At 66.4% G+C, this 23948-nt stretch carries 13 protein-coding genes; 9 read left to right on the top strand and 4 right to left on the bottom strand.

Translation table 11 applies throughout. The annotated features are described in order from the left end of the window. Positions 1-190: 190 nt before the first annotated feature. Positions 191-1090, bottom strand: coding sequence for a hypothetical protein (locus QPK31_RS07685; protein ID WP_290422362.1), 900 nt, complete (start codon positions 1088-1090; stop codon positions 191-193). Between the two features lie 343 nt (positions 1091-1433). Between QPK31_RS07685 and QPK31_RS07680 the strand changes: the two genes are divergently transcribed. Next, complete coding sequence (locus tag QPK31_RS07680; RefSeq protein ID WP_290422361.1) at positions 1434-2171, top strand: LuxR family transcriptional regulator; 738 nt, start codon at positions 1434-1436, stop codon at positions 2169-2171. On the opposite strand, the gene QPK31_RS07675 is transcribed toward QPK31_RS07680, so the two are convergent. Further along, positions 2146-2412, bottom strand: a complete 267-nt coding sequence (locus QPK31_RS07675) for a helix-turn-helix transcriptional regulator (protein ID WP_290422360.1) — start codon at positions 2410-2412, stop codon at positions 2146-2148. The genes QPK31_RS07680 and QPK31_RS07675 overlap by 26 nt on opposite strands. Positions 2413-2567: 155 nt before the next feature. Between QPK31_RS07675 and QPK31_RS07670 the strand changes: the two genes are divergently transcribed. Next, entirely contained in the window at positions 2568-3155 is a 588-nt protein-coding gene (locus QPK31_RS07670) for an acyl-homoserine-lactone synthase (protein ID WP_290422359.1), read from the top strand. A 270-nt stretch (positions 3156-3425) separates the two neighbouring features. Here the strand turns inward: QPK31_RS07670 and QPK31_RS07665 are convergent, their stop codons facing one another. After that, a complete protein-coding gene (locus tag QPK31_RS07665) occupies positions 3426-5522 on the bottom strand; it encodes a prolyl oligopeptidase family protein (RefSeq protein WP_290422358.1) in 2097 nt (698 codons plus the stop codon). A gap of 110 nt (positions 5523-5632) precedes the next feature. Between QPK31_RS07665 and QPK31_RS07660 the strand changes: the two genes are divergently transcribed. From QPK31_RS07660 to QPK31_RS07640, 5 genes are all read left to right on the top strand, one after another. After that, complete coding sequence (locus QPK31_RS07660; RefSeq protein ID WP_290422357.1) at positions 5633-8770, top strand: CHASE domain-containing protein; 3138 nt, start codon at positions 5633-5635, stop codon at positions 8768-8770. Positions 8771-8888: 118 nt separating this feature from the next. After that, positions 8889-12278 carry an exodeoxyribonuclease V subunit gamma gene (recC, locus tag QPK31_RS07655; protein WP_290422356.1) on the top strand — a complete coding sequence of 1130 codons (3390 nt, stop codon included), beginning with the start codon at positions 8889-8891 and terminating at the stop codon, positions 12276-12278. After that, positions 12275-15913 (top strand): exodeoxyribonuclease V subunit beta, encoded by a 3639-nt coding sequence (recB, locus tag QPK31_RS07650; protein ID WP_290422355.1) that lies wholly within the window; start codon positions 12275-12277, stop codon positions 15911-15913. Before recC ends, recB begins: the two co-directional genes overlap by 4 nt. Continuing rightward, on the top strand, positions 15910-17841 hold the full coding sequence (gene recD, locus QPK31_RS07645) for an exodeoxyribonuclease V subunit alpha (RefSeq protein WP_290422354.1): 1932 nt from the start codon (positions 15910-15912) through the stop codon (positions 17839-17841). The genes recB and recD overlap by 4 nt, the downstream gene beginning before the upstream one ends. A 39-nt stretch (positions 17842-17880) precedes the next feature. Further along, positions 17881-18708 (top strand): DUF5984 family protein, encoded by an 828-nt coding sequence (locus QPK31_RS07640; protein WP_290422353.1) that lies wholly within the window; start codon positions 17881-17883, stop codon positions 18706-18708. A gap of 65 nt (positions 18709-18773) precedes the next feature. Here the strand turns inward: QPK31_RS07640 and QPK31_RS07635 are convergent, their stop codons facing one another. Beyond that, positions 18774-19382, bottom strand: coding sequence for a PH domain-containing protein (locus tag QPK31_RS07635; RefSeq protein ID WP_290422352.1), 609 nt, complete (start codon positions 19380-19382; stop codon positions 18774-18776). 220 nt (positions 19383-19602) lie between these two features. On the opposite strand from QPK31_RS07635, the gene QPK31_RS07630 reads away from it, so the two are divergent. Further along, the gene (locus QPK31_RS07630; protein WP_290422351.1) at positions 19603-22455 is read left to right on the top strand and encodes a pitrilysin family protein; all 2853 of its coding nucleotides are present in this window, start codon (positions 19603-19605) and stop codon (positions 22453-22455) included. Positions 22456-22648: 193 nt separating this feature from the next. Next, positions 22649-23899, top strand: coding sequence for an MFS transporter (locus tag QPK31_RS07625; protein WP_290422350.1), 1251 nt, complete (start codon positions 22649-22651; stop codon positions 23897-23899). Positions 23900-23948 lie beyond the last annotated feature (49 nt).

Here is a 23948-nt window from a genome sequence, read left to right as displayed (position 1 = left end):
TTTAACGATACGCTTGTGTCGGATCAAGTCAAGTAGGCCGCGCGCGATGTCTTGCAAAATTGAAATAATTATTGGTCAGGCGCGCGCAGGTTAGCCTAAAAGGAATTTACTGGGCGCACGATTGATCTCAGACGAGGAAGCCGCTGTTTTGCCATCCTGTTGTGGACGGCAAAACAGGGCAAAAACCGGATTACTTGCCGCCGCTGATCGCGTCGGACACTTGCGGGATCAGGGACATCAGCGCCGTGTGCTGGGCGGGTGCGGCATTTCGGATATCGTCGACCAGCGAATCGTAGCGGGCATACCAGAGCTTGTTCTGGTCCGACTGGAAGGCCTGCCAGCCCAGGAACTTGCGGGTGCGTCCCTCATACAGCGCCACCGCGATCCCGACCACGCTGTTGTAGTTGTTGAGCGGACCCGGCGACGCATACAGTTCCATCGGCACGATCTGGGCAACGATGTCGACGTCGACCGGCGGGGTGCCGGCCAGCGGACCGGCCTCGATCTGCTTGCCGTCCGCGCTCGCAGGCCAGCGCAGGCGTGGCGGCAGGTTGCGCGAATCGTCGAGCATGGTCACGGTGATCCCTTTCGCTTCCAGCGAGCCGCGCAGGGCCTTCAGGACGTCGGTCCGGATGTCCATGCCCGGCATGGCCGTTTGCACCACCTCGGGATAGCGCTCGGCTTTTCTCTGGGTGGCCTCGGCCCCGGCATCGATCAGCGCGCCAACCAGCAGCCCGGCCGCGGCCCCTCCTGCCGTGCCGTGCGCCTTGCTGGTGCCGGCAGCGCGGGCTGCCTGGCGGCCTGCCACCGCGCCGACCACCGTTGCGCCGACCACCTGCTTGTCGACGGCAGGCATGCCGAACTGGCCGCCGGCCGGGACGAAATACGGGTCGGCCGATCCCAGGAAGAAGATCTGCGGCCAGCGCGAGTTGATGATGCCGATGATGGCTGCCGGCTTGGCGTCCGGGAAGTCGGCAATGGCCACGGTCTTCGGCCGTGCGTGCTGGGTATGATCGATCACCGGCGTGGCGCAGCCGCCCAGCAGTGCCGCCACGACCAGGCTCGAGATCAGGGCAAAGGTATTCCGCATGTGTTCCTCTCCGTATTGTTATAGAAAAGATATTGTATTAGCGGCTGGGCAATAAAATTCATCGGCTGCACTATTTTTGATGCGAAAGCCACAGCGGGCAGGGGTGGATTCAAGGAATCGATCTTGCACGATTGAAATAAGTATTGGACATGACCCTATTACTTCAAGTAAAAAGAACGAGGGCTTCGGTTGTTTTTCGATTTAACAATGTTTGTGGTGCAATCGCTACCACACATTCTCACATTCCATTGTTGAAGCTTGTTAAATTTTCCAATCTGCATTCTTTTTCAGGGTGATTGCGATAACATGGGAATGTCACACTTTTCGATAGAAGCGAGCACACATGGTCGAGACTGCACAACTGGTGCAGCTGATGGAGATGCAGGATCCTGGCGCCTGGAGCCAGCTCCTGTTCGGGCTGGCGCGCCAGCTCGGCTTCGATCAGGTGCTGTATGGCATGGTCGGCTCGCGCCATGCCCAATTCGAACGCGCTTTCTTGCGCAGTAATTATTCGTCCGCGTGGCGCGAACGCTACGATGCCGAGCGCCTGGCCTATGTCGACCCCACGGTCGGCCATTGCCTGAGCAGCACGCTGCCCATCGTCTGGGAACCGGAGACCTTCGGTGGGGAGGAGGGACGGGCGCTGTACGAGGAAGCCTGTGCCTACGGCATCCGGACCGGTGTGACGCTGCCGGTGCATGGGCCGAGCGGCGAGTTTGGCGTGCTCAGCTTTGCTTCGGATGCGCCGGCCGGCCGGGACTTTTCGCGCAGTATCGCCGACGTGATGCCCACGCTCACCCTGGTACGCGACTATGCGTTCGCGTCGGCGATCCGCTTCATGAACGACGGTCCCGGCCACGAGCCGGTGCCGCGCCTGACCCGGCGCGAGCTGGAAGTGCTCAACTGGGTCATGGCGGGCAAATCGTCCTGGGAAATCTCAAAGATCACCAATTGCTCCGAGGCGACCGTCAATTTCCATCTGGCCAACGTGCGCCAGAAATTCAACGTCAACACCCGCCAGCAGGCGGTGGTGAAGGCGATCGCGCTCGGGCTGATCAGCCCTGAAGATCGCCATCGTTGAGCTTGCCGTTGACGTAGAGCTTCAGCAGGATCGCCACCGGGGCCGGGATCGCCAGGCCGGTCTCGAAGCGGCTGCCGCTCGACTGGGTCACGCCGAAGCGGCCCCAGAACTTTTCCTGGCTTTCACGCTTGCTGATGCGGAACTGGCGCAGGTCGGCATGCGCCGCGCGCGGCGGCTGGTGCAGGGCGGCCTGCAGGTTCGGGCGGGCCAGCATGGTTTCGCTTACGAAATCGTTTGGCATGATGCGGTCTCCTGGTTGTTCGGTAGCAAAACCCTAGTATTCCACCGCCGTTTCGCGCAGCCCACCTAGCAGAGCTGCTAGTTCCCCTCTTGCCCGGATTGCATGAACCTTTATGCGTTTCGCATACTTTTCATTCACGACATAGGGAGAACGAAATGGCACTGCAGATCAATATCGCAGCACGGCGCGAATTCAAGTCCCGCGATTTGTGGGAAATGCATACCCTTCGCGCAAAAGTGTTCCAGGGCCGTCTGGGCTGGGAAGTGCCTGTCCTTTCGGGGATGGAAATCGACGGCTACGATGCGTTGGAGCCGCACTACATGATGATGCGCGAACCGGGCGGCGGCGTGCTGCGCGGCTGCTGGCGCATCCTGCCGACCGAAGGCCCCTACATGCTGAAGGATTCCTTCGCCCAGCTGCTGCACGGCCAGGCGGCGCCCTGTGACGAACATATCTGGGAGTTGTCGCGCTTCGCCATCGAGACCGAGGGTTGTAGCCACTTCGGGTTCTCGGAAATCACGATGGAATCGATCGCGGCGATCATCCGCTATGGCCACGAGCAGGGGATCGAGCGCTATGTGACGGTGACCACGACGGCGATCGAACGGCTGCTGCGGCGTGCCGGGGTGGTGACCGAGCGCCTGGGGCCGCCGCTGGTGATCGGGGTGGAGACGGCGGTGGCCTTGTATGTGGATATCGAGCCGACCTGCCGGGTGTTGTTCGATCGGCGGCTGGCGAGTTGAGAAGCGCGGGCGCCGGATCGGTCGCGATGCCGGTGGCGCCCCGCGGCTTCAACGTACGGTGGGCACGCCGTGCCCACGCGGTTACGTGCGTGTCCGTAGTCAGCGACAGGAAGGTATCGCTCGCTAAGCATGCGATGGCCGTGGGCCGTTGTCGAGCGTTTCGAGCGACACGTCACCGCCAACGCAAAAAGGAGGCGCACGTACCGCGTGGGCACGGGGTGCCCACCGTACGGTCGCGGCCAACATCCAATCGCCGCGACCGTGACTTGCTTATTTCAACTGCTTCAACAGGAAGGTGTACGTCAACGCCCACATGCGCGCCGCCTGCTCGTTGTTGGCCGCGCCGCCATGCCCGCCCTCGGTATTCTCCCAGTACAGGATGTCATGCCCTTGCTCCTGCATCAGCGCCGCCATCTTGCGCGCATGGCCGGGGTGCACGCGGTCGTCGCGGGTCGAGGTGGTGAACAGCACGCGCGGGTAGTGCTTGTCCTTGAACACGTTCTGGTAAGGCGAATACTTCGAAATATAGTCCCACTGCTTCGGATCGTCCGGGTTGCCGTACTCGCCCATCCACGAGGCGCCGGCCAGCAGCTTGTGGTAGCGCTGCATGTCGAGCAGCGGCACCTGGCACACCACGGCGTTGAACAAATCCGGGCGCTGCACCAGCGTGGCGCCGACCAGCAGGCCGCCGTTGCTGCCGCCCATGATGCCGAGGTGACGCGGGCTGGTGACCTTGCGCGCGATGAGGTCCTGGGCCACGGCGATGAAGTCGTCGTAGGCCTTCTGGCGGTTTTCCTTCAGCGCCGCCTGGTGCCAGCGCGGGCCGAATTCGCCGCCGCCGCGGATGTTCGCCAGCACGTACACGCCGCCCTTGCTCAGCCAGGCGTTGCCGGCCACGGCGCTGTACGACGGCTTGAGCGAAACCTCGAAGCCGCCGTAGCCGTACAGGACGGTCGGGTTCTTGCCGTCCATTTTCGCCTTGCGGTCCATGACCACGAAGTAGGGGACCATGGTGCCGTCCTTCGACTTCGCCTCGTACTGCGCCACCGTGTAGGGCCTGGCGTCGAAGTAGGCCGGCATCGCCTTCACGCGCTCGCGCTTGTCGCTGCCGACTTCGCCGAGATACAGCGTGGTCGGGTTCAGGAAGTCGGTCACGGTCAGGAAGTACTGGTCGGATTCCAGGTTGTCGAGGGCCGACACGCCGAGGGTGCCGATGCCGGGGGCGGCGAGGTCGCGGCGCTGCCAGGTCTGGTCGACGCGGCGCAGTTCGACCACGCGGTTCTTGACCTTGTCGAGCACCGTCAGCAGCAGCGCGTTCTTCGTCACCGCCACGCCGTCGAGCGAGGTGGTGGCCGATGGCGTGAACAGGGCCTCGAAGTCGCGCTCGCCGCGCATGAAGCGCTGGAAGTCCATCGCCAGCAGGCTTCCCTGCGGCCAGGTGCGTCCGCCCACGGTCCAGTCGGAGCGCAGTTCGACCAGCATCTGGTCGCGCACCGCAAAGGCATTCGCATCGAGCGGCTTGTCGACCTTGACCAGCCTGCCGCCTTCGCGCAGGAACAGTTCGGAGGTATAGAAGTCGATCTGGCGCGAGACGAAGTCGCGCTCGTAGCCCGGCGTCAGGTCGCGGCTGCCCGAGGCCGACAGGTCGGTGGCGCTCGCCTCGTACACGGTGCGCGCATTCGCCAGCGGTTCGCCGCGCTTCCATTCCTTGACGATGCGCGGGTAGCCCGAGGTGGTCATCGAATCCTTGCCGAAGTCGGTGCCGACGAACAGCGTGTCCTGGTCGATCCAGGCGATGTTGCTCTTCGCTTCAGGCAGCGTGAAGCCCTTCGCGACAAAGGCGCGCTCCTTCAGGTCGAACTCGCGCACCACCTGGGCGTCGCCGCCGCCGCGCGACAGCGACACCAGGCAGCGGTCGCCGCGCGGCTCGAGGCAGGAGGCGCCAGCCCAGACCCAGTTCTCGTTCTCGCTGCGGGCGAGGGCGTCGAGGTCGATCACGGTTTCCCAGTTCGGCGCTTCCTTGCGGTACTCGAGCAGGGTGGTGCGGCGCCAGATGCCGCGCACGTGCTGAGCGTCGCGCCAGAAGTTGTACAGGTAGTCGCCATGCTTGTTGGCGTAGGGGATGCGCTCCTTGGCGTCGAGGATGGTCTGCAGGCGCGCGCGCAGGGCTCCCTCGGCGGCGCCGCCCAGTTCGCGTTCGGTCACGGCATTGTGCTCGCGCACCCAGGCCAGCGGCTTCTCGCCGCCCACGTCTTCCAGCCACAGGCGCGGGTCGGCCGCTGCCGGACCCGTGCCCGCCGCCGGGGTTTGCGCCTGTGCTCCGGCAGCACCCAGCGCCGCCAAACCCATCACTACCTTTGCCGCCATTTTTCGCATAGTCGTGTATTTACTGTTGAGCGCCCCCTGGCGCACTGATCGCGTATATTACCAACGAATGCAGCTGACCCATCGGTTAACCACCTGGCACGGCAATGGCGATGAATCTTTCGATCACCCGCGGCATCGGCGCCGCCTTCGGTGCGCGCGGCACCACCCGCCTCGTGCTGTGGGCGGCGGGCGCCTGGCTGGCGCTGCTGGTCGGCGCGCTGCTGCACATGGGCGCCAGCCGCAACGTCGAGGAAGAAGCGCGGCGCCGCTTCGAGAACCGCGCCCACGCCGCCCAGGAGCGCCTGGCCAATTCGATCAAGTCCTACACCGACGTCACCCGTTCGCTGGTGGCCCTGTTCTCATCGAGTAAGACGCCGGTGACGCGCCTGCAGTTCCACCGCTACGTGCAGCTGCTCGACCTGCGCGCCAACTACCCGGCCATCGATGCCGTCTCGTTTTCGCAGGAGGTGCCCGATGCCGAACGCGAGGCCTTCGTTGCCGCCGTGCGCGCCGACCGCAGCCTGGCGCCGGGCGGCTATCCCGAGTTCGACATCCGCCCGGCCGGGCGCCGCCCCAGCTACAACGTGCTGACCCTGATCGAGCCGCCCGAGATGCTGCCCGAGAAGTTCGGCCTCGACCTCAGCGCCGCCAGCCCGGTGGCCGAATCGATGGCGCGCGCGCGTGACAGCGGCGGCATCAGCGCCTCCGGCCATCCGATCCAGGTGTCACTGCCGACGCCGCACACCGCGCTCGGCATCCGTGCGCCGGTGTACATGGGCGCCAGCGCGCCGCTTGATGTGGCCAGCCGCCGCGCGGCCTATGTGGGCGCGGTCGGGGTCGCGTTCTCGGTGCAGGCCCTGGTCGAGCGCGCGCTGTCGGGGCAGCAGGGGCCGGCGCTGTCGCTGTCGCTGTTTGCGGCCGACCGCAACGGCGCCAGGCCCGGCGCCAGGCTGGCGCTGGCGCCCGCCGACCGCCCGCTGTACGGCGACGCCGGGGTGCGCGAGGCCGGACAGAATGCCGCGCTGTTCACGGCGGTGCTGCCGGTCGACTTCAGCGGCGCCCTGTGGAAGGCCCACTTCAGCGCCCGCAAGAGCGAGCTGTATTCGCCGCTCGACCGCTGGTTCCCCTGGCTGGCGCTGGCCGGCGGCTTCCTCGGCACCTTGCTGGTCTACAGCCTGTTCCTCACGCTGTACTGGTCGCGCCGCGGCGCGATCGACCAGCGTACCCTGCTCGACACGGTGCTCGACAACCTCGACGCCTTTGTCTACATGAAGGACCGCGACCGCCGCTACCGCTACGTGAACGCCGGGATGGCGCAGGCGCTCGGCTTGCCGGCCGAGGAGATCGTCGGCCGAATCGACCGCGAAGTCATGCCGGCCGCGCAGGCCGATGCCGCCTGGGAGCGCGAGCGCGGCGTGTTCGATGGCGCCCGCCATGCCAGCCAGGTCGGCGTCGAGCGGCTCGACGGGTCGGCCCTGCAGCTGTGGGAAGTGAAGGTGCCGGTGCGCCTCGAGGGCGACGTCAGCGGGGTGCTGTGCGTGGCCACCGACGTCACCGAGCTGCACCAGCTGAAGGCCCAGGCCGACGCCGCCAACCAGGCGAAGAGCGACTTCCTGTCGAACATGAGCCACGAGATCCGTACGCCGATGAACAGCATCATCGGCATGACCCACCTGGCCCTGAAGACCGAGCTCGATCCGCGCCAGCGCGACTACCTGGAAAAGATCGGCCACTCGGGCCAGCACCTGCTGGGCATCATCAACCACATCCTCGATTTCTCCAAGATCGAGGCCGGGCGCCTGGAGCTGGAACTGCTCGACTTCCGCCTCGACGCGCTGATGCGCAACATCGAGACCCAGCTGGGCGAAGTGGCCGCCAGCAAGGGCTTGCGCCTGGAATTCGACATCGCGCCGGAACTGGCGCGGCCCCTGCGCGGCGACCCGCTGCGCCTGGAACAGGTGCTGCTGAATTTCACCGGCAACGCCATCAAGTTCTCGGAACGCGGCAGCATCCACATCCGCGCCCGGTCCGTCAGCGCCTTTGGCCACGAAACCGTGGTGCGCTTCGAGGTCGAGGACAGCGGCATCGGCATCGCGCCCGAAGAGCTGGACGGGCTGTTCACCTCCTTCCACCAGGCCGATCCCTCGACCACACGGCGCTACGGCGGCACCGGGCTGGGACTGGCGATCAGCAAGCAGCTGGCCGAGGCAATGGGCGGCGAGGTGGGCGTCGGGAGCGTGCAGGGCAGCGGCAGCACCTTCTGGTTCACGGCGCGCCTGGGCAGGGGCGAGGGGACAAGCGTGCAACAGCCAGGCGTACAGCAGGGGGGCGCGCAGCAGGCGGGAACGCAGCCGGCGCAGCTGCCGACGCAGCCGCGGCGGCGCGTCGAGACCGCGCCGGCCGCTGGCGCGCGCCTGGACGGGCGCAGCATCCTGCTGGTCGAGGACAACGTGTTCAGCCAGCAGGTCGGGCGCGAGCTGCTGGGCGAGGCCGGGGCCACGGTGGTGGTGGCCAACAACGGCGCCGAAGCGCTGGTGCAGATGTACCGCCAGCTGTTCGACTGCGTGCTGATGGACGTGCAGATGCCGGTGATGGACGGCTTCGAGGCCACGCGCCGCATCCGCGCCGACCCGCGCCTGGCCGACACCGTGGTGATCGCCATGACCGCGAACGCCGGCGTCGAGGACCAGGCGCGCTGCATGGCGGTGGGCATGAACGATTTCCTCACCAAGCCGGTGGCGCCCGAGCACCTGGCGGCGACCATCGCGCGCGCGATCCGGCGCGGCGGCGCGGCCCAAGCGGCGCCCATAACGACCCCTGCTGCGGCCACGGCGAAAGCGGCGCAGGCTGCGGCGCCGGCGGCGGCGCCGGCACCTGCGAAGGCGGATGCCGCGCCGCTGTTCGACACCGCGGTGCTGGCCGCCACCTTCGGCGACAACCCCGACAAGCTGCGTAAATATGCCTTCATGTTCCTCGACAGCGCGCGCGAGGGACTGGCCGAGATCGACATCGCCCTGGTCTCGGGCGACCTGGCGCGCGCCGGGGCGGCGGCGCACCGTTTGAAGTCCTCGGCGCGCGCGGTCGGCGCCATGGCCTTCGGCGAAGTCTGCTCCGAGCTCGAGCAGCAGCAACAGCGCGGCGCCGTGGCCCAGGCGCGTGCGCTTGGCGCGCGCTTGCGCAGCCTGTTTGCACGGCTGGAGCGCCAGGTCGCGGCGGAACTTGGCGCGCGCGCGACGGATCAGCGCTGAGCCGCCCCTGTCCTTTAAAAGCTGTGCCAAACAGAGTATCCTGTGGCGCCGAGCTGCCCAAGCCGATTCACCAGCCGATTCACCAGCCGATTCACCAGCCTATCTGCTCCCATTGCCCATGTCTTCCACCATTACGCCCGGCCTGTTGATCCTGCATGGCAACCAGATGGAAATGCTGCGCGAAGCCGTCTTCGACTGGCTGCGCACCCATCCGCTCGGGCCGCTGGAGCAGGAAACCATCCTGGTGCAGTCGAACGGTTTTGCCGAGTGGCTGAAGATCGCGCTGGCCCAGGACCTGGGCGTGTGCGCCGCCACCCGCGTGGCGCTGCCGGCGCGCTTCCTGTGGGAAGCCTACCGCGCCACCCTGGGGCGCGAGCGCGTGCCAACCCGCTCGCCGTTCGACAAGGACCCGCTCACCTGGCGCCTGATGCGCCTGTTGCCGACGCTGCTGAAGGAGCCGGTGTTCGCGCCGCTGACCCACTTCCTCGGCGACGGCTGCCCCGAGCGCCGCCTGCAGCTGGCCGAGCGCCTGGCCGATCTGTACGACCAGTACCAGGTCTACCGCGCCGACTGGCTGACGGATTGGGAAGTCGGGCGCGACCAGCTGCGCCGCGCCGGCGGCGAGCCGGTGCCGCTGGCTGCCGACCAGTGCTGGCAGGCGCGCCTCTGGCGTGCGGTGCACGAGAGCGTCCCCGTGATGCAGCGCGGTACCGGCCGCGCGGCGATCCACGAAGTCTTCGTCTCGGCCATCCTCTCGGGCGACCAGCCGAAGCACCGCCTGCCGCGGCGCGTGGTGCTGTTCGGGATGTCGGCCCTGCCGTACCAGACGCTGCAGGCGATCGCCGCACTGTCGCGCCATACGCAGGTGCTGCTGGCGGTGCCGAACCCTTGCCAGTTTTACTGGGGCGACATCATCGAGGGGCGCGAACTGCTGAAGGCCGCCCATAAACGCCACCCGGAGCGCGGCGGCATCGACCTGGCCGCGCTGCCGATCGAGGAACTGCACGCGCACAGCCACCCGCTGCTGGCGAGCTGGGGCCGGCAAGGGCGCGACTTCGTGCGCATGCTCGACGAATTCGACAATGAGGAAGGGCGCCCGGAAACCGCCGGCATGACCAAACTGCGCATCGACCTGTTCTCGGACGGCCAGGGCGAGACGCTGTTGCAGCAGGTGCAGGCCGCCGTGCGCGACTTGCTGCCGCTGTCCGAGCACCCGCAGATGCCGCCCGAGCCGCACGACCGCTCGATCGAGTTCCACGTCACCCACAGCACCCAGCGCGAAGTCGAGGTGCTGCACGACCAGCTGCTGGCCATGTTTGCGCAGGACAGCACGCTGCGCCCGCGCGACGTGGTGGTGATGGTGCCCGACATCGACACCTTCTCGCCGGCGATCCACGCCGTGTTCGACCAGCACCGCCGCAACGACCCGCGCTATATCCCCTTCGAGATCGGCGACACGCGCGACCGCAGCGTCAATCCGCTGCTGGTGGCGCTGGAATGGCTGCTGCGCCTGCCGCAGCAGCGCTGCCGCCAGAGCGAAGTGCGCGACCTGCTCGACGTGCCGGCGGTGGCCACCCGCTTCGGCCTGCACGAAGACGATTTGCCGACCCTGGGCCACTGGATCGAAGGCGCCGGCGTGCGCTGGGGCCTGGACCGCGAACACCGCGCCGGCCTCGGGCTGGGTGCGGCCGGCGAACAGAATGCCTGGATCTTCGGCGTGCGGCGCATGCTGCTGGGGTATGCCAGCGGCGCCGGCGCGCGCTATGGCGACATCGAACCGTATGCCGAAGTCGGCGGGCTGGACGCCGCGCTGGCCGGTTCGCTGGCCCAGCTGGTCGAAAGCCTGCTCGCATGGCGTGCGCGCCTGGCGCAATCGCTCACCCCTGCCGAGTGGGGTGTGGAAGCGCGCGAACTGCTGGCCACTTTCTTCGACGGCCGCGAAGAAGCCGACCGCCTGACCCTGTCGCAGCTGAACGAAGGCCTGCAATGCTGGCTCGAAATGGTGGAGGCGGGCGGCTTCGACGAGCCGGTGCCGCTGGCCGTGCTGCGCGAAGCCTGGCTGAGCCAGATCGACCAGCCGACCCTGAACCACCAGTTCGTCTCGGGCGGCGTGACCTTCTGCACCCTGATGCCGATGCGCGCCGTGCCGTTTCGCGTGGTGTGCCTGCTGGGCCTGAACGACGGCGACTTCCCGCGCCGCGCGCCGCAGGCCGACTTCGACTTGCTGGCGCTGCCGGGCATGCACCGCCCCGGCGACCGCTCGCGCCGCGACGACGACCGCTACCTGATGCTCGAAGCCTTATTGGCCGCGCGCGACAAGCTGTACGTCAGCTGGGTCGGCCGCAACGTGCGCGACAACAGCGAGCAGCCGCCATCGGTGCTGGTATCGCAGCTGCGCGACTACCTGAAACTCGGCTGGCATCTCGACCTGCACGACATCACCGTCGAACACGCGCTGCAGCCCTTCAGCCGCCGCTACTTCGAGGAAGGCGGCCTGCTGACCTATGCGCGCGAATGGCGCGCGGCACATGGTGCGGAAGAGGGCGGCGTCGTTGGCGACCTGCCCCCTTACGAACTCGATTCCGAGTTCCGCCTGAAGCTGTCGGATCTGGCCAGCTTCCTGAAGCAGCCGGCGCGCTACTTCTTCCGCCGCCGCCTGGGCGTGATGTTCGGCGAGGCCGAGGTGATCGGCGAAGACGAGGAACCGTTCGCACTCGATGCGCTCGAACGCTACTTCCTGGAAGACAGCCTGCTCGACGACGCCGGCAAGCCCGAGCAGCTCGACGAAGTGCGCACCACGCTCGACGTGCGCGCCGAGCGCCTGGCGCGCGAAGGCGTGCTGCCGATCGGCCTGCTTGGCCGCCAATGGCAGCAGCAACTGGTCGAAGGGCTGGTGCCGGTGCGGAGCAGCTGGCTGCGCCTTGGCGCGCGCTTTCCGCAGGCCGCGCCGAAGCTGGCGGTGAGCCTGGAACTGAACGGCCTGCTGCTCGACGACTGGATCGACCGCCTGCGCAGCAACGGTGAGCAAACCGCCTGGCTGATGCAGATTTCGTCGAAGGTATTGGACAAGGCCGGCAAGCCGCGCGGCGACAAGCTGATCGCTCCCTGGCTGCGCCAGCTGGCGGCCGCGGCAAGCGGTGCCCAAGTGACGGGCTACCTGGTGGCGCGCGATGCGGTGATCACGATGGCGCCTCTGGATAACGCAGCCGCCTACGACGAACTGGCCAACCTGGCGCGCCTGTGGCGCCGCAACCTGGACGCGCCGCTGCCGCTGGCCTGCAAGACCGCGCTGGCGCAAGTGCAGGACGGTGATCCACGTACCGTGTACGAAGGCGGCTTCGAGCTCTCGGGCGAAGTGGCCGACCCGTGTCTCGCGCGTCTCTGGCCCGATTTCGCCTATCTGACGGCGGGCGGCAACTGGCCGGCATTGGCGGACGAATTGTATGGCGGACTGGCGCGCTGGCTGGAAGGCGTGCAGATCACGAAGCTCGACGGAGAAGAAGCATGAGCCAGCTGCTCGAACCCCTGGCATTCCCGCTGCACGGCTCGCGCCTGATCGAGGCCAGCGCCGGCACCGGCAAGACCTGGACCATCGCCGCGCTCTACCTGCGCCTGGTGCTGGGCCATGGCGGCGACGCGGCTTTTGTTCGCCCGCTGCTGCCGTCCGACATCCTGGTGATGACGTTCACCCGCGCCGCCACGCGCGAACTGTCGAACCGCGTGCGCGAGCGCCTGGTGCAGGCCGCCGCCTACTTCCGTGGCGAACTCGATCTCGACGATCCCTACCTGCAGGACCTGGCCGACAGCTACGGCGATGACAGCGAACGCTTCGTCGCCGCCCACCGCCTGGTGCTGGCAGCCGAAACCATGGACGAAGCGGCGATCTTCACCATCGACGCCTGGTGCCAGCGCATGCTGCGCGAACACGCGTTCGACAGCGGCAGCCTGTTCGACGAGGAACTGGTGAGCGACGAGCGCGCCCTGTTCGAGGACGCGGCCCACGACTATTGGCGCCAGCACGTGTATCCACTGAACAGCCATGCACTGGCGGCCGTGATCGACACCTGGCGCGATGTCGAGGCCATGAAATCGTCGGTCCGCGACCTGGTGGGCCGCACGGCGGTGCTGGGCGCACCCGATCCGGAACCGCTGGCCAGCCTGGTGGCGCGCGTGCAGCGCAGCCAGCAGGCCGAACTCGCGCGCCTGAAGGACGGCTGGTTCGAGCGCGCCAACGAGATGGAACGCTGGATCGCCGGCCACCGCGCCGCGAACGCCAAGTGCTTCAACGGCAACAAGATGCGTGCCGATTCGCTGGTCAAATGGTTCGAGGCCTTGCGCGCCTGGGCCCAGGACCCGGCCATGCTGGAACCCGACGTCACCGACACCGCCTGGAAGCGCCTCACGCCGCACGGCATCGCGGACGCCTTCAGCAAGGACTTCAGCGCCGACGTGCCAGCCTGCTTCGACGGCACCGAAGCGCTGCGCGCAGCGCTCGATGCGATCGATCCGCTGGCCCACGCCTTGCTGCGCCACGCCGCCGGCCATATCGCCGCGCGCATGGCGGAGCTGAAGCAGCGCACGCGCCAGTTCGGCTTTGCCGACATGCTGGCGCGCCTGAAGGATGCACTCGAAGGCCCGAACGGCGAAGCCCTGCGCCGCCGCATCGTCACCCAGTACCCGGTGGCGCTGATCGACGAATTCCAGGATACCTCGCCCGACCAGTACCGTATCTTCGATTTGCTGTACCGCGTGGCCGAGAACGACGCGAACGGCGGCCTGTTCCTGATCGGCGACCCGAAGCAGTCGATCTACGGCTTCCGCGGCGCCGACATCCACAGCTATCTGTCGGCACGGCGCGCCACCGCGGGCCGGCACTACCAGCTCGGCACCAACTACCGCTCCACCGCGGCGCTGGTGAAGGCGGTGAACCGCATGTTCGACTACGCGGAACGCGACACGGCGCATCCGGGCTATGCCACCGGCGCCTTCCGCTTCCGCAAGGGCGACGAGAACCCGCTGCCCTTCGAGCCGGTGGGCGCGGCCGGGCGCAAGGCCGAACTGGTCGGCGTCGACGGCCCCTACCAGGCGCTGACCATGAGCGCTACCGCGCGCGAGGACATGAAGGCCGACGAGTACCGGGAATTCTTCGCCCACCACTGCGCCGAGCACATCGTCAAGCTGCTGAACGACGAGGCGGTGGGCTTCGATGATGGCGACAGCTTCACGCGCCTGATGCCGGCCGATATCGCCATCCTGGTGCGCGACCGGCGCGAGGCGGCGGCCATCCGCCACGCCCTGATGCGCCGCCGCGTCGCCAGCGTCTACCTGTCCGACAAGGACTCGGTGGTCGAAAGCGAAGAAGCGCAGGACGTGCTGCGCTGGCTGCATGCGGTGGCGAACCCGCTCGATGGCGCACTCGCGCGCGCTGCGCTGGCCACGCGTACGGCCGGCCTGCCGCTGGGCGAACTGGCGCTGCTGTCGAGTGATGAGACGGCCTGGGAAACCCGCGTCGAGCAACTGAAGAACCTGCACAACTGCTGGCAGCGCCAGGGCGTGCTGGCCATGCTGCGCCGCTTCATCCACGAACTCGGCCTGCCGGCGCGCCTGCTGCGCGAACCCGGCGGCGAGCGGCGCCTGACCAACCTGCTGCACCTGGCCGAGCTGCTGCAAGAGGCTTCCACCCAGCTCGACGGCGAGCAAGCCCTGATCCGCTGGTTCGCCGAACAGGTCGAAGGCCTGGGCGAGGGCGGCGACGAACGCGTGCTGCGCCTGGAAAGTGACGCCGAGCTGGTGAAGGTGATCACGGTGCACAAGTCGAAGGGCCTGGAATACCCGCTGGTGTATTTGCCGTTTGCCGTCACCGCGCGCAAGACCGACAAACGCAATCGCACCTTCTTCGAATACGTGGACGCGGAGGGCGGCCGCAAGATCGACCTGGCCCTGTCCGACGAAGCGTTGCAGGCGGTCGACCGCGCGCGCCTGGAAGAAGACCTGCGTCTCCTGTACGTGGCGCTGACGCGCGCGCGCCACTTCCTGTGGCTGGGCGTGGCGGCGGTGGCGGCCAGCAAGAAGGGCGAGAACCGCCTGCACGAATCGGCGCTCGGCTACCTGCTCAGCGGCGGCAGCCCGGTCGCGACGGCGCACCTGGCCGAGCACCTGGAACGCCTGCGCGGCGACTGCGAAGGCATCGAGCTGCATACCCTGGACGACAACCTGGACGGCTGCACCATGCTCGAACGCGTGGAAACCCGCGCCCCGCTGATCGAGCCGGCGCCCTTCGACGCCCAGTTCGAGCGCAACTGGTCGGTCGGCTCCTTCACCTCGATCACGCGTCACACAATGGCGCCGCCGCAGCGCGCTGCCGAAGAGACGCTGCTCGAAGAAGAAGAGGTCGCGGTCGCCGCGCCGCGCGGCGAAGACGCGCCCTGGCACCGCTTCCCGCGCGGCTCGGTGCCGGGTAACTTCCTGCACGAGCAGCTGGAGTGGATGGCGCAGGAAGGCTTCGCCATCGACGATCCTAGCTTCGAATCGCGCCTGGTGCAGCGGATCCAGCGCGCCGGCTGGGGCAACCGCCTCGACGACGCCCTGGCCTGGCTGCGCATGATCGCCACCACGCGCCTGCCGCCGTTCGGCGCCAGCCTGTTTGAAATCGACGCGCCTTTGCCGGAGATGGAATTCTGGTTCCCGAGCGAAGAACTGGACGTGGGCGCGCTTGACCGCCTGTGCCGGCGCCGTTTGCTCGGCAACACCGCGCGCCCGACCCTGCCCGAGCGCGCGCTGCACGGCATGCTGAAAGGCTTCGCCGACCTGGTGTTCGAACACGCCGGCCGCTACTGGGTACTCGACTACAAATCGAATGCGCTCGGCACGGGCGACGCGGCTTACACGAAGCGCGCAATGGAAGAGGGCATGGCCGGCCACCGCTACGACATCCAGGGCGCCATCTACATGCTGGCCCTGCACCGCCTGTTGAAAAGCCGCCTGGGCGACAACTACGACCCGGCCGAACAGCTGGGCGGCGCCGTGTTCCTGTTCCTGCGCGGGATCGCGAATACGGCCACCCATGGCTGCTATCTGCTCGAACCGGACCTGGCCCTGCTCGACGGGCTGGACCGCCTGCTTGCCAACGGAAGTCTCGCATGACAGAACAAGAAAAAATCGACGCGCTGTGGCTTGAGACCGCGCGCCTGACGGAGGCCGGCGAGCTGCGCCGCCTGTCCGGCGCATTCGCGCGCTTCGTGGCCTCGCTGGGTGGGGCTTCGCCGGCCATGCTGCTGGCGGCCACGGTGCTGTCCGAACTCGAAGGGCATGGTCACAGTTGCCTGCAACTGACCGACCTGGCCGGCGATCCGGCCGCCTTGCTCGGCTGGACCGAGGAACAGTGGCAAGGCCTGGCGGCCACCGTCGCGCCGCTGCCGAAGACCGCCAAGGCCTGGGCCACCCAGCTGGCCGCCTGCGAACAGGTGTGGAAGGTGGGCGACCTCGATTACGGCGAGCCGCTGGTGTTCGACGGCGAGCGCCTGTATCTGCGCCGCTACTGGCGCGACGAGACCGTGGTTGCCGCCAGCATCCGCGCGCGCGCCGCCGGCACCCGCGCGGTGGACGCGGCCAAGGTGCACTCCTGGCTCGATCTGCTGTTCTTCTCGCAGCGCGCCACCGAAAAGCCGAACTGGCAAAAGCTGGCCTGCGCCGTGGCCCTGCGCGGCTCGGTGGCGATCATCACCGGCGGCCCCGGGACCGGCAAGACCTATACGGTGGCGCGCCTGCTGGCGCTGCTGTTCGCCACCGCACCCGACGCCGCGCGCCAGCGCATCGCCCTGGCAGCACCGACCGGCAAGGCCGCCGCGCGCCTGAAGCAGTCGATCGACAAGGCCCTGACCGAGCTGGCCGAACGCGTGGGCGAGGCGCTGCCGCTGCGCCAGCTGACCGAGCGCATGGGCGCCGCCCGCACCCTGCATAGCCTGCTCGGTGCGCGGCCCGACACACGCTCGTTCGCCCACCACGCCGGGAATCCGCTCGACGTCGACGTGCTGATCGTCGACGAAGCCTCGATGGTGCACCTGGAGATGATGGCCAGCCTGCTCGACGCGCTGCCGCCCGGCGCCGTATTGATCCTGCTGGGCGACAAGGACCAGCTGGCCTCGGTGGAAGCCGGCGCCGTGCTGGGCGATTTGTGCCACAACGCCCAGTCCGGCGGCTACAGCCAGGAGACGGCGGATTACGTGCGCGTCGCCAGCGGCGAAGAGCTGCCCGCCGAATTCCTCGGCAGCGCCGGCCCGCTGGCCCAGCAAACCGTGATGCTGCGCCACAGCCGCCGCTTCGGCGGCCCGATCGGCCAGCTGGCGCTGGCGGTGAATGCCGGCGATGCCGAGGAGGCCGAGGCCGTGCTGCGCAACGGCGACGCCGCCCAGGTGCGCTGGATCGAGCGCGCGCACCAGCACCACGTGGTCAACCTGGCGCTGGAGGGCTACCAGCCCTACCTGGCGCTGCTGGTCGACCGGCCGGCGGGCAGCGCACACGAAGACTGGGTGCGTTCGGTGCTGGGGCGCTTCGAATCCTTCCGCATCCTGTGCGCGGTGCGCGAAGGGGAGTGGGGCGTGTCGGGCCTGAACACCGCCATCGAGCAGCGCCTGGAAGCGGCGGGCCTGCTGCGCCGTGGCGGCGAGTGGTATGTCGGGCGGCCGGTGATGGTGACGCGCAACGACTATGGCACCGGCGTGTTCAATGGCGATATTGGATTAACGCTGAGCGATCCGGCGCGCCCGGGTTCCTTGCGCGTGTATTTCATGGAAGGCGATGCCGTGCGCTCGGTGCTGGCCACCCGCCTGCGCAACGTCGAGACGGCGTTCGCGATGACCGTGCACAAATCGCAGGGCTCGGAGTTCCGGCATACGGTGCTGGTGTTGCCCGAGGACCGGCACGGTATCCTGACGCGCGAACTGGTGTACACGGGGATTACGCGGGCCAGTGCGGAGTTCACGCTGGTGTCGCCGGCCGGGTCGGTGCTGGCGGAGGCGGTGGCGAGAAGGACGCACCGGGCCAGTGGGCTGCGCAGCCTGATCGAGCGCTGAACGCGCGCCACTCTCGACAAGATAGGAAACCGTCCCGCCATGCCCCATCCACTGTTTGCGTTTCGCCTGCGCCGCTTGGAAGACATCGCTCCATGGAGTGAACCGGATGGCCCGGCGTTGAATTGGTTCGGCTTGACGGATGGCTGGTTCTGGATCGATGCCGGCGATTCGCAGGTGTTCGGGTGCGAGCCGGATAAGGACGAAGCTACGCCATTGGGAAACGTCTGCGAATACCAGGTGGCCCGCCTATTCGATGATCTGACCGAGATGGCGCCATTCGTCCTGACGGAGGTGCCGCAGCCATTGCACGCCTTTTTCGCCCGTGAAGCCGGAAGATCCTGGCAAAACTACCGGGAAGCCTGGTGGAACCACATCGCTGATGCGCCGCCAACGGCCGAAGGCGACAACTTGCTGCGCGCGTCCAGCGAAATGCGCCGCCTCCGGACCTTGGACACAAGCTATATGACGGCGTCTTCCACAACACTCATGTGGTCATTCGAGGGCCGGGTCCACATCCAATGGGAGAACCGGGCGGATGTCGCTGAAGGCACCATTGCCTCCCGCGTCATACGAGCCGCACGTTACCTGCCGCGCGAGCGCTTCATCGCCGAGCTGCGAGACTTTTGCGAGCGTTTGTGCGCCGCGATGCAGGAGCGAATAGGGAGACTGGAGGCCAACGGATTGGCGACCGGGGTTCGGATCGATGTCGCGGCGCTTGCGGAAGAACAGGAAAGGCGCAAGCGACAGCTGGACAATGAGTTGGCGAACCCCCGCTATCCGTACGATTGGCCCACTGTCATCGCAACAATCGAGAAATTGACAGCAACCGGGGGCAGGTCTCCTATTCAGACACGCTCTCAGCCTTGAATTCCAGGCCGCCTGCTCAGGCGGGCGCCTGGAACAGAGCGCGTGTCCGAATGTCCCCTGCTTGTTTAGTTGTGGATGTACTTCACAAACACATCGCTGAAATCGCGCTTGGTATGCGTATCGAACATCGCCGTATTCAGCGCTTCCAACAATTCCCCATACTGGCTCACCAGGCTGCCCGCGCCCGGCGCGATATTCAGCTTGTGCACCGACGCCGTCGCGTCCAGCGCGCGCAGGGCATTCTCGCGCGACAGCGCATTGCGCTTTTGCTGCTTGCCGATCGTGATCAGGGCTTTATAGATGTCCTTCAGCTGCTCGATGAAGCTCTTCTTCACGTCGATCGAGAACTTCGTGCCTTCCAAGTTGAATTTCAGTTCGATGTCCATGTCGAGCGTACCGGCGGTCTCGATGCTGACGTCGGTGATCTGGTACGACGCGTAATCGTAGCGCTTGATCGAGCGCTTCGACGACACGGCCGAATCGCCGTCCACGTGGATCAGGGCGAGGTTGGTGAAGCAGTATTCGTCCTTCTTGCTCTTGATGAGGAAGAAAATCTGCTCCCCGTCTTCGCTGAACAGGTAATCGTCGGCATCGACCTTGTCGTAATCGGCCGAGCCGACAATGACGCCGATATCGCTGAACCCTAGTGCTTCCGCTGCCAGTCTCTTGAACATGATCGCCCTCGCGTGATGAAAGCAGTCAGATTAGCACTGTTTCAATCTGGCAAGTAGCGGAATAGCGAACTCAATGGTTTTCAGCAAGGACAGCGCGGCAATCCCCCAACACGCCCGCCAAACGAGCGACCCCGGCGTCAAGATTGTAGCAATCAGGAAATTGCAATACTATCCAGAACCTGCGTTGTCACGCACCGTTCTACTCTGAGGATCTGATTGCATGAAGACTATTCCATCGAAGCTGTTGTTGGCAGCGTGTATCGCATCGGCCTTCGCGTCGACCGCCCTGGCGCCGGCCCAGGCCGCCACCAAGCCGGCGGCCAGCGCGGCGAAAGCCGGCCTGAAAGTGGACTTCCAGAAGTTCACGCTGCCGAACGGCCTCGACGTGGTCTTCCACATCGACCGCTCCGACCCGGTCGTTGCCGTCAACCTGACCGCGCACGTCGGCTCGTCGCGCGAAAAGGCCGGCCGCACCGGCTTTGCCCACCTGTTCGAACACCTGCTGTTCCTGGAATCGGAAAACCTGGGCAAGGGCGGCCTTGACAAGATGACGGCGCGCATCGGCGGCTCCGGCGCCAACGGTTCGACCTCGCAGGACCGTACCAACTACCTGCAGACGGTGCCCAAGGATGCGCTCGAAAAAATGATCTGGGCCGAGGCCGATAAGCTGGGCTGGTTCATCAACACCGTTACCGATCCGGTGCTGGCCAAGGAAAAGCAGGTCGTCAAGAACGAGAAGCGCCAAGGTGTCGACAACGCGCCTTATGGCCACACGCGTTACGTCATCAACAAGGCCTTGTACCCAGAAAACCACCCGTACAACTGGCAGGTGATCGGTTCGCTGGAAGACCTGCAGAATGCGACCCTGGACGACGTCAAGGAGTTCTACCGCCTCTGGTACGTGCCGAACAACGTGACCCTGGTGATCGCCGGCGACTTCGATCCGGCCCAGGCGCGCAAATGGGTCGAGAAGTACTTCTCCGAGATCAAGCGCGGCGCGCCGATGCAGGCCATGGCCAAGCGTCCCGGTGTGGTGAAGCAGACCGTCAAGCTGGCGCACGAGGACAACTTCGCCAAGCTGCCCGAGCTGACCATGGCCTGGCCGACCGTCGAGGACCTGCACCCGGATTCCTACGCGCTGGAAGTGCTGGCCGAATACCTGTCCGACACCAAGCGCGCGCCGTTCTACCAGGTGCTGGTGGAAGACGACAAGCTGGCGCCCGCCGTCCAGATGGGCAACCAGACCGCCGAACTGGCCGGCCAGTTCATGCTGAAGGTGCGCGCCTTCGAAGGCAAGCCGCTCGACGATGTGGCGGCTTCGGTCGACAAGGCCTTCGCCAGGTTCGAAAAAGAAGCCATTTCCGAGCGCGACCTGAACCGCATCAAGGCCGGCCTCGAAACGCGTTTCTATGACTCGGTGTCGAGCGTGCTGGGTAAATCGGCGCTGCTGGCCGAATACAACTACCTGACCGGCAATCCGGGCCACATCGAGGAAGGCATCCGGAAGACGCTGGCCGTGACCACTGCCGACGTGCGCCGTGTGTACGACACCTACATCAAGGGCAAGCCGTATGTGGCGACCAGCTTTGTCCCGCGCGGCAAGCTGGAACTGGCCCTGAGCGGTTCGGGCAAGGCCGACGTGGTCGAAGAGAAGGTAGTGCAGGGCGCCGAGAACGCGGTCGACCCGAGCGCGAACGCCGAGTACGCGAAGACGCCGTCGAGCTTCGACCGCAGCAAGGAGCCGCCGTATGGTCCCGCCCCGGTGGTGAAGGTGCCGCAGGTGTGGAGCGCGTCGCTGGCGAATGGCATGCGCGTGGTCGGCATCGAGAACAAGGAAGTGCCGCTGGTGCAGTTCGAGATCGCCATCGATGGCGGCCTGCTGCTCGACAAGCCGGAAAAGGTGGGCGTGGCCAATTTGATGGCGCGCCTGATGACCCAGGGCACGGCGAAGAAGACCCCGCAGGAACTGGAAGAAGCGATCCAGCAACTGGGTGCGTCGATCAACGTAGCGGCACGCAGCGAAGACGTGCGCATCAGCGTCACGACGCTGGCCCGCAATTACGCGGCGACGCTGGACCTGGTCGAGGAAATCCTGTTACAGCCGCGCTGGGACGAGAAGGAATTCGCGCTGATCAAGCAGAGCGTGTTGAGCCAGATCCGCCAGCAGGAAGCCGATCCGAACGCACTGGCCAGTATCCACTTCAACCAGCTGGTCTACGGCAAGGACGATCCGCGTTCGCGCAATATCCTGGGCACGGCGGCGAGCGTGAACGCGATTACCATCGACGACCTGAAGGCGTATTACAGCGCAAACCTGTCGCCATCGGTGGCGCGCATGCAGGTGGTCGGCGCCTTGCCGAAAGCGGCGATCAGCGCGTCCCTGGCCGAATTGAACCGCGACTGGAAAGCCAAACCGGTCACGCTGCCGGCGGCGTCAAGTGCGGCCGCGCGTGCGCCATCGAAGGTGTATTTCGTCGATGTGCCGGACGCGAAGCAATCGGTTCTGCGCATCGGCTACCGCGCGCTGGCTGCGACCGATCCGGACTTTTACCCGGCCACCGTTACCAATTACATCCTGGGCGGCGGCGGTTTCGCTTCGCGCCTGACCCAGCAGCTGCGCGAAGGGAAGGGCTACACCTACGGCATCAATTCGGGCTTCTCGGGCAGCCAGAGCGCCGGGCCGTTCACGATTGCCAGCGGCGTACGCAGCAACGTCACGCTCGAATCGGCGCAACTGGTGAAGCAGGTGCTGCAGGCGTATCCGTCCACCTATTCGGCGGCCGACCTGGAGACCACCAAGAACTTCCTCATCAAGAGTAACGCACGCGCTTTCGAGACCTCGGCGGCGAAGTTGGGCATGCTGGATAACATCAGCAAGTACGGCTGGCGCGCCGACTACGTCAAGGACCGCGAAGGCATCGTCAAGACCATGACGCTGCCGCAGATCCAGTCGCTGTCGCAGAAGTACCTCGATCCGTCGAAGATGGTCTGGCTGGTGGTGGGGGACGCCAAGACCCAGTTGCCGCGCATGCAGGAGCTGGGATTCGACCAGCCGGTAGTGATCGGCAAGTAAGCGAAAACCAAGCGTCAACACGACGGGGGCAGGTCTGCCATCCGAACACGGCCCCTGCTGTAGATGGCGGGGGCGTAAGGAGGAAGCGCCGGGATCTACAGCTGAACCCCGGCTGAACCCCGGCCGAACCCGTATCCGAATGGCAGACCTGATCCCGGCTTTTCCGGCTTTTCATGACCCCGGCTTTTTCATCATGACGAAACAATCCTGGTACTTCGGCTGGAACATCGTTGCCGCCGCCACCCTCCTGACCACCCTCACGGTAGGCATGCGCCTCGGCATCGGTCCCTTCTTCCTGCCGATGGTCGAGGACCTCGGTTTCAGCCGCAGTCTGCTGGCCTCGATCATCGCCATCGGCATGCTGTGCTACGGCCTGGCGATGCCGCTGGCGGGCTACCTGGTGGGACGTTACGGCACCCGTTTCGTGCTGCTGCTCGGCACGGCCATCGTGTTCGGCTCGGTAGTCTGGACCGTCAACGCGCGTACTCCACTGAGCTTCCTGCTCGCCTTTGGCGTGCTGATGTCGGTCGGTCTCGGCTTCACCAGTCCGGTCGCGCTCACGCCCATCATCAGCCGCTGGTTCACCCGCCAGCGCGGCATGGCGCTGTTCTTCCTGTCCACCGGATCGATGGCCGGCATGGCGCTGCTGACGCCGATCCTGACCGCCGCCATCCACGCGGCCGGCTGGCAGTCGACGCTGATCGGTTTCGCCATCATCTTTGCCGTGGTGACGATTCCGGGGGCGCTGTTCTGCATGCGCGAGGCGGCGCCCGAGCATACCGACCTGCTGCCCGAACAGATCCGCGTCCACAAGGCGGCCACCCAGGCGGCGCCCGTCAGCTTGAGCTTTGCTGCGGCGGTCCGGACGGCGCCGTTCTGGAAGATCGTGACCGGCCTGTTCGCCTGCGGCTTCAGCATGAACCTGCTCGGTACCCACGGCGTGCCGATGCTGATGGACCATGGCTTCGACGCGATGACGAGTTCCTATGGCATCGGCCTGATCGGCCTGGTGGCGATCCTCGGCACGCTGGTGCTGGGCCGCCTGTCGGACCGCCTGCCGCGCCGGAATATCCTCGGCACGATCTACCTGGTGCGCGGCCTGGGCTTCTTTGCGCTGCTGCTGGTGGGCACCCACTGGGAGCTGTACATCGCCGCGGCCATCGGCGGCATGGTCTGGGCCGGCAGCATCGCCACCTCGTCGGCGATGCTGGCCGATATCTATGGCGTGCGCCTGGTCGGCGTCATGTACGGCACCGCTTACCTGGGCCACCAGGTCGGCGCCATGCTCAGCTCCTGGCTGGGCGGCTGGGCCTTCGACCGCTTCGGCACGCACTGGGTGGCGTTCGGCATGTCGGGCGTGCTGCTGGTGATCGCGGCGGCCGTGTCGATGCGCCTGCCGTTGAAAGGGTTCACGCTGATGGCGCCGGCCGTCCAGGCAGGGTAGTCATTCTCCTGATTGCCCCGTTTTCGCACGATAGTCCGCGATATCGCAC

Origin of the sequence: Massilia sp. YIM B02769, assembly GCF_030411995.1 — a bacterium.
Lineage (GTDB): Bacteria > Pseudomonadota > Gammaproteobacteria > Burkholderiales > Burkholderiaceae_D > Telluria.
The sequence above is the reverse complement of the archived record's forward strand: the minus strand, read 5'-3'. Positions and strand labels throughout refer to the sequence as shown.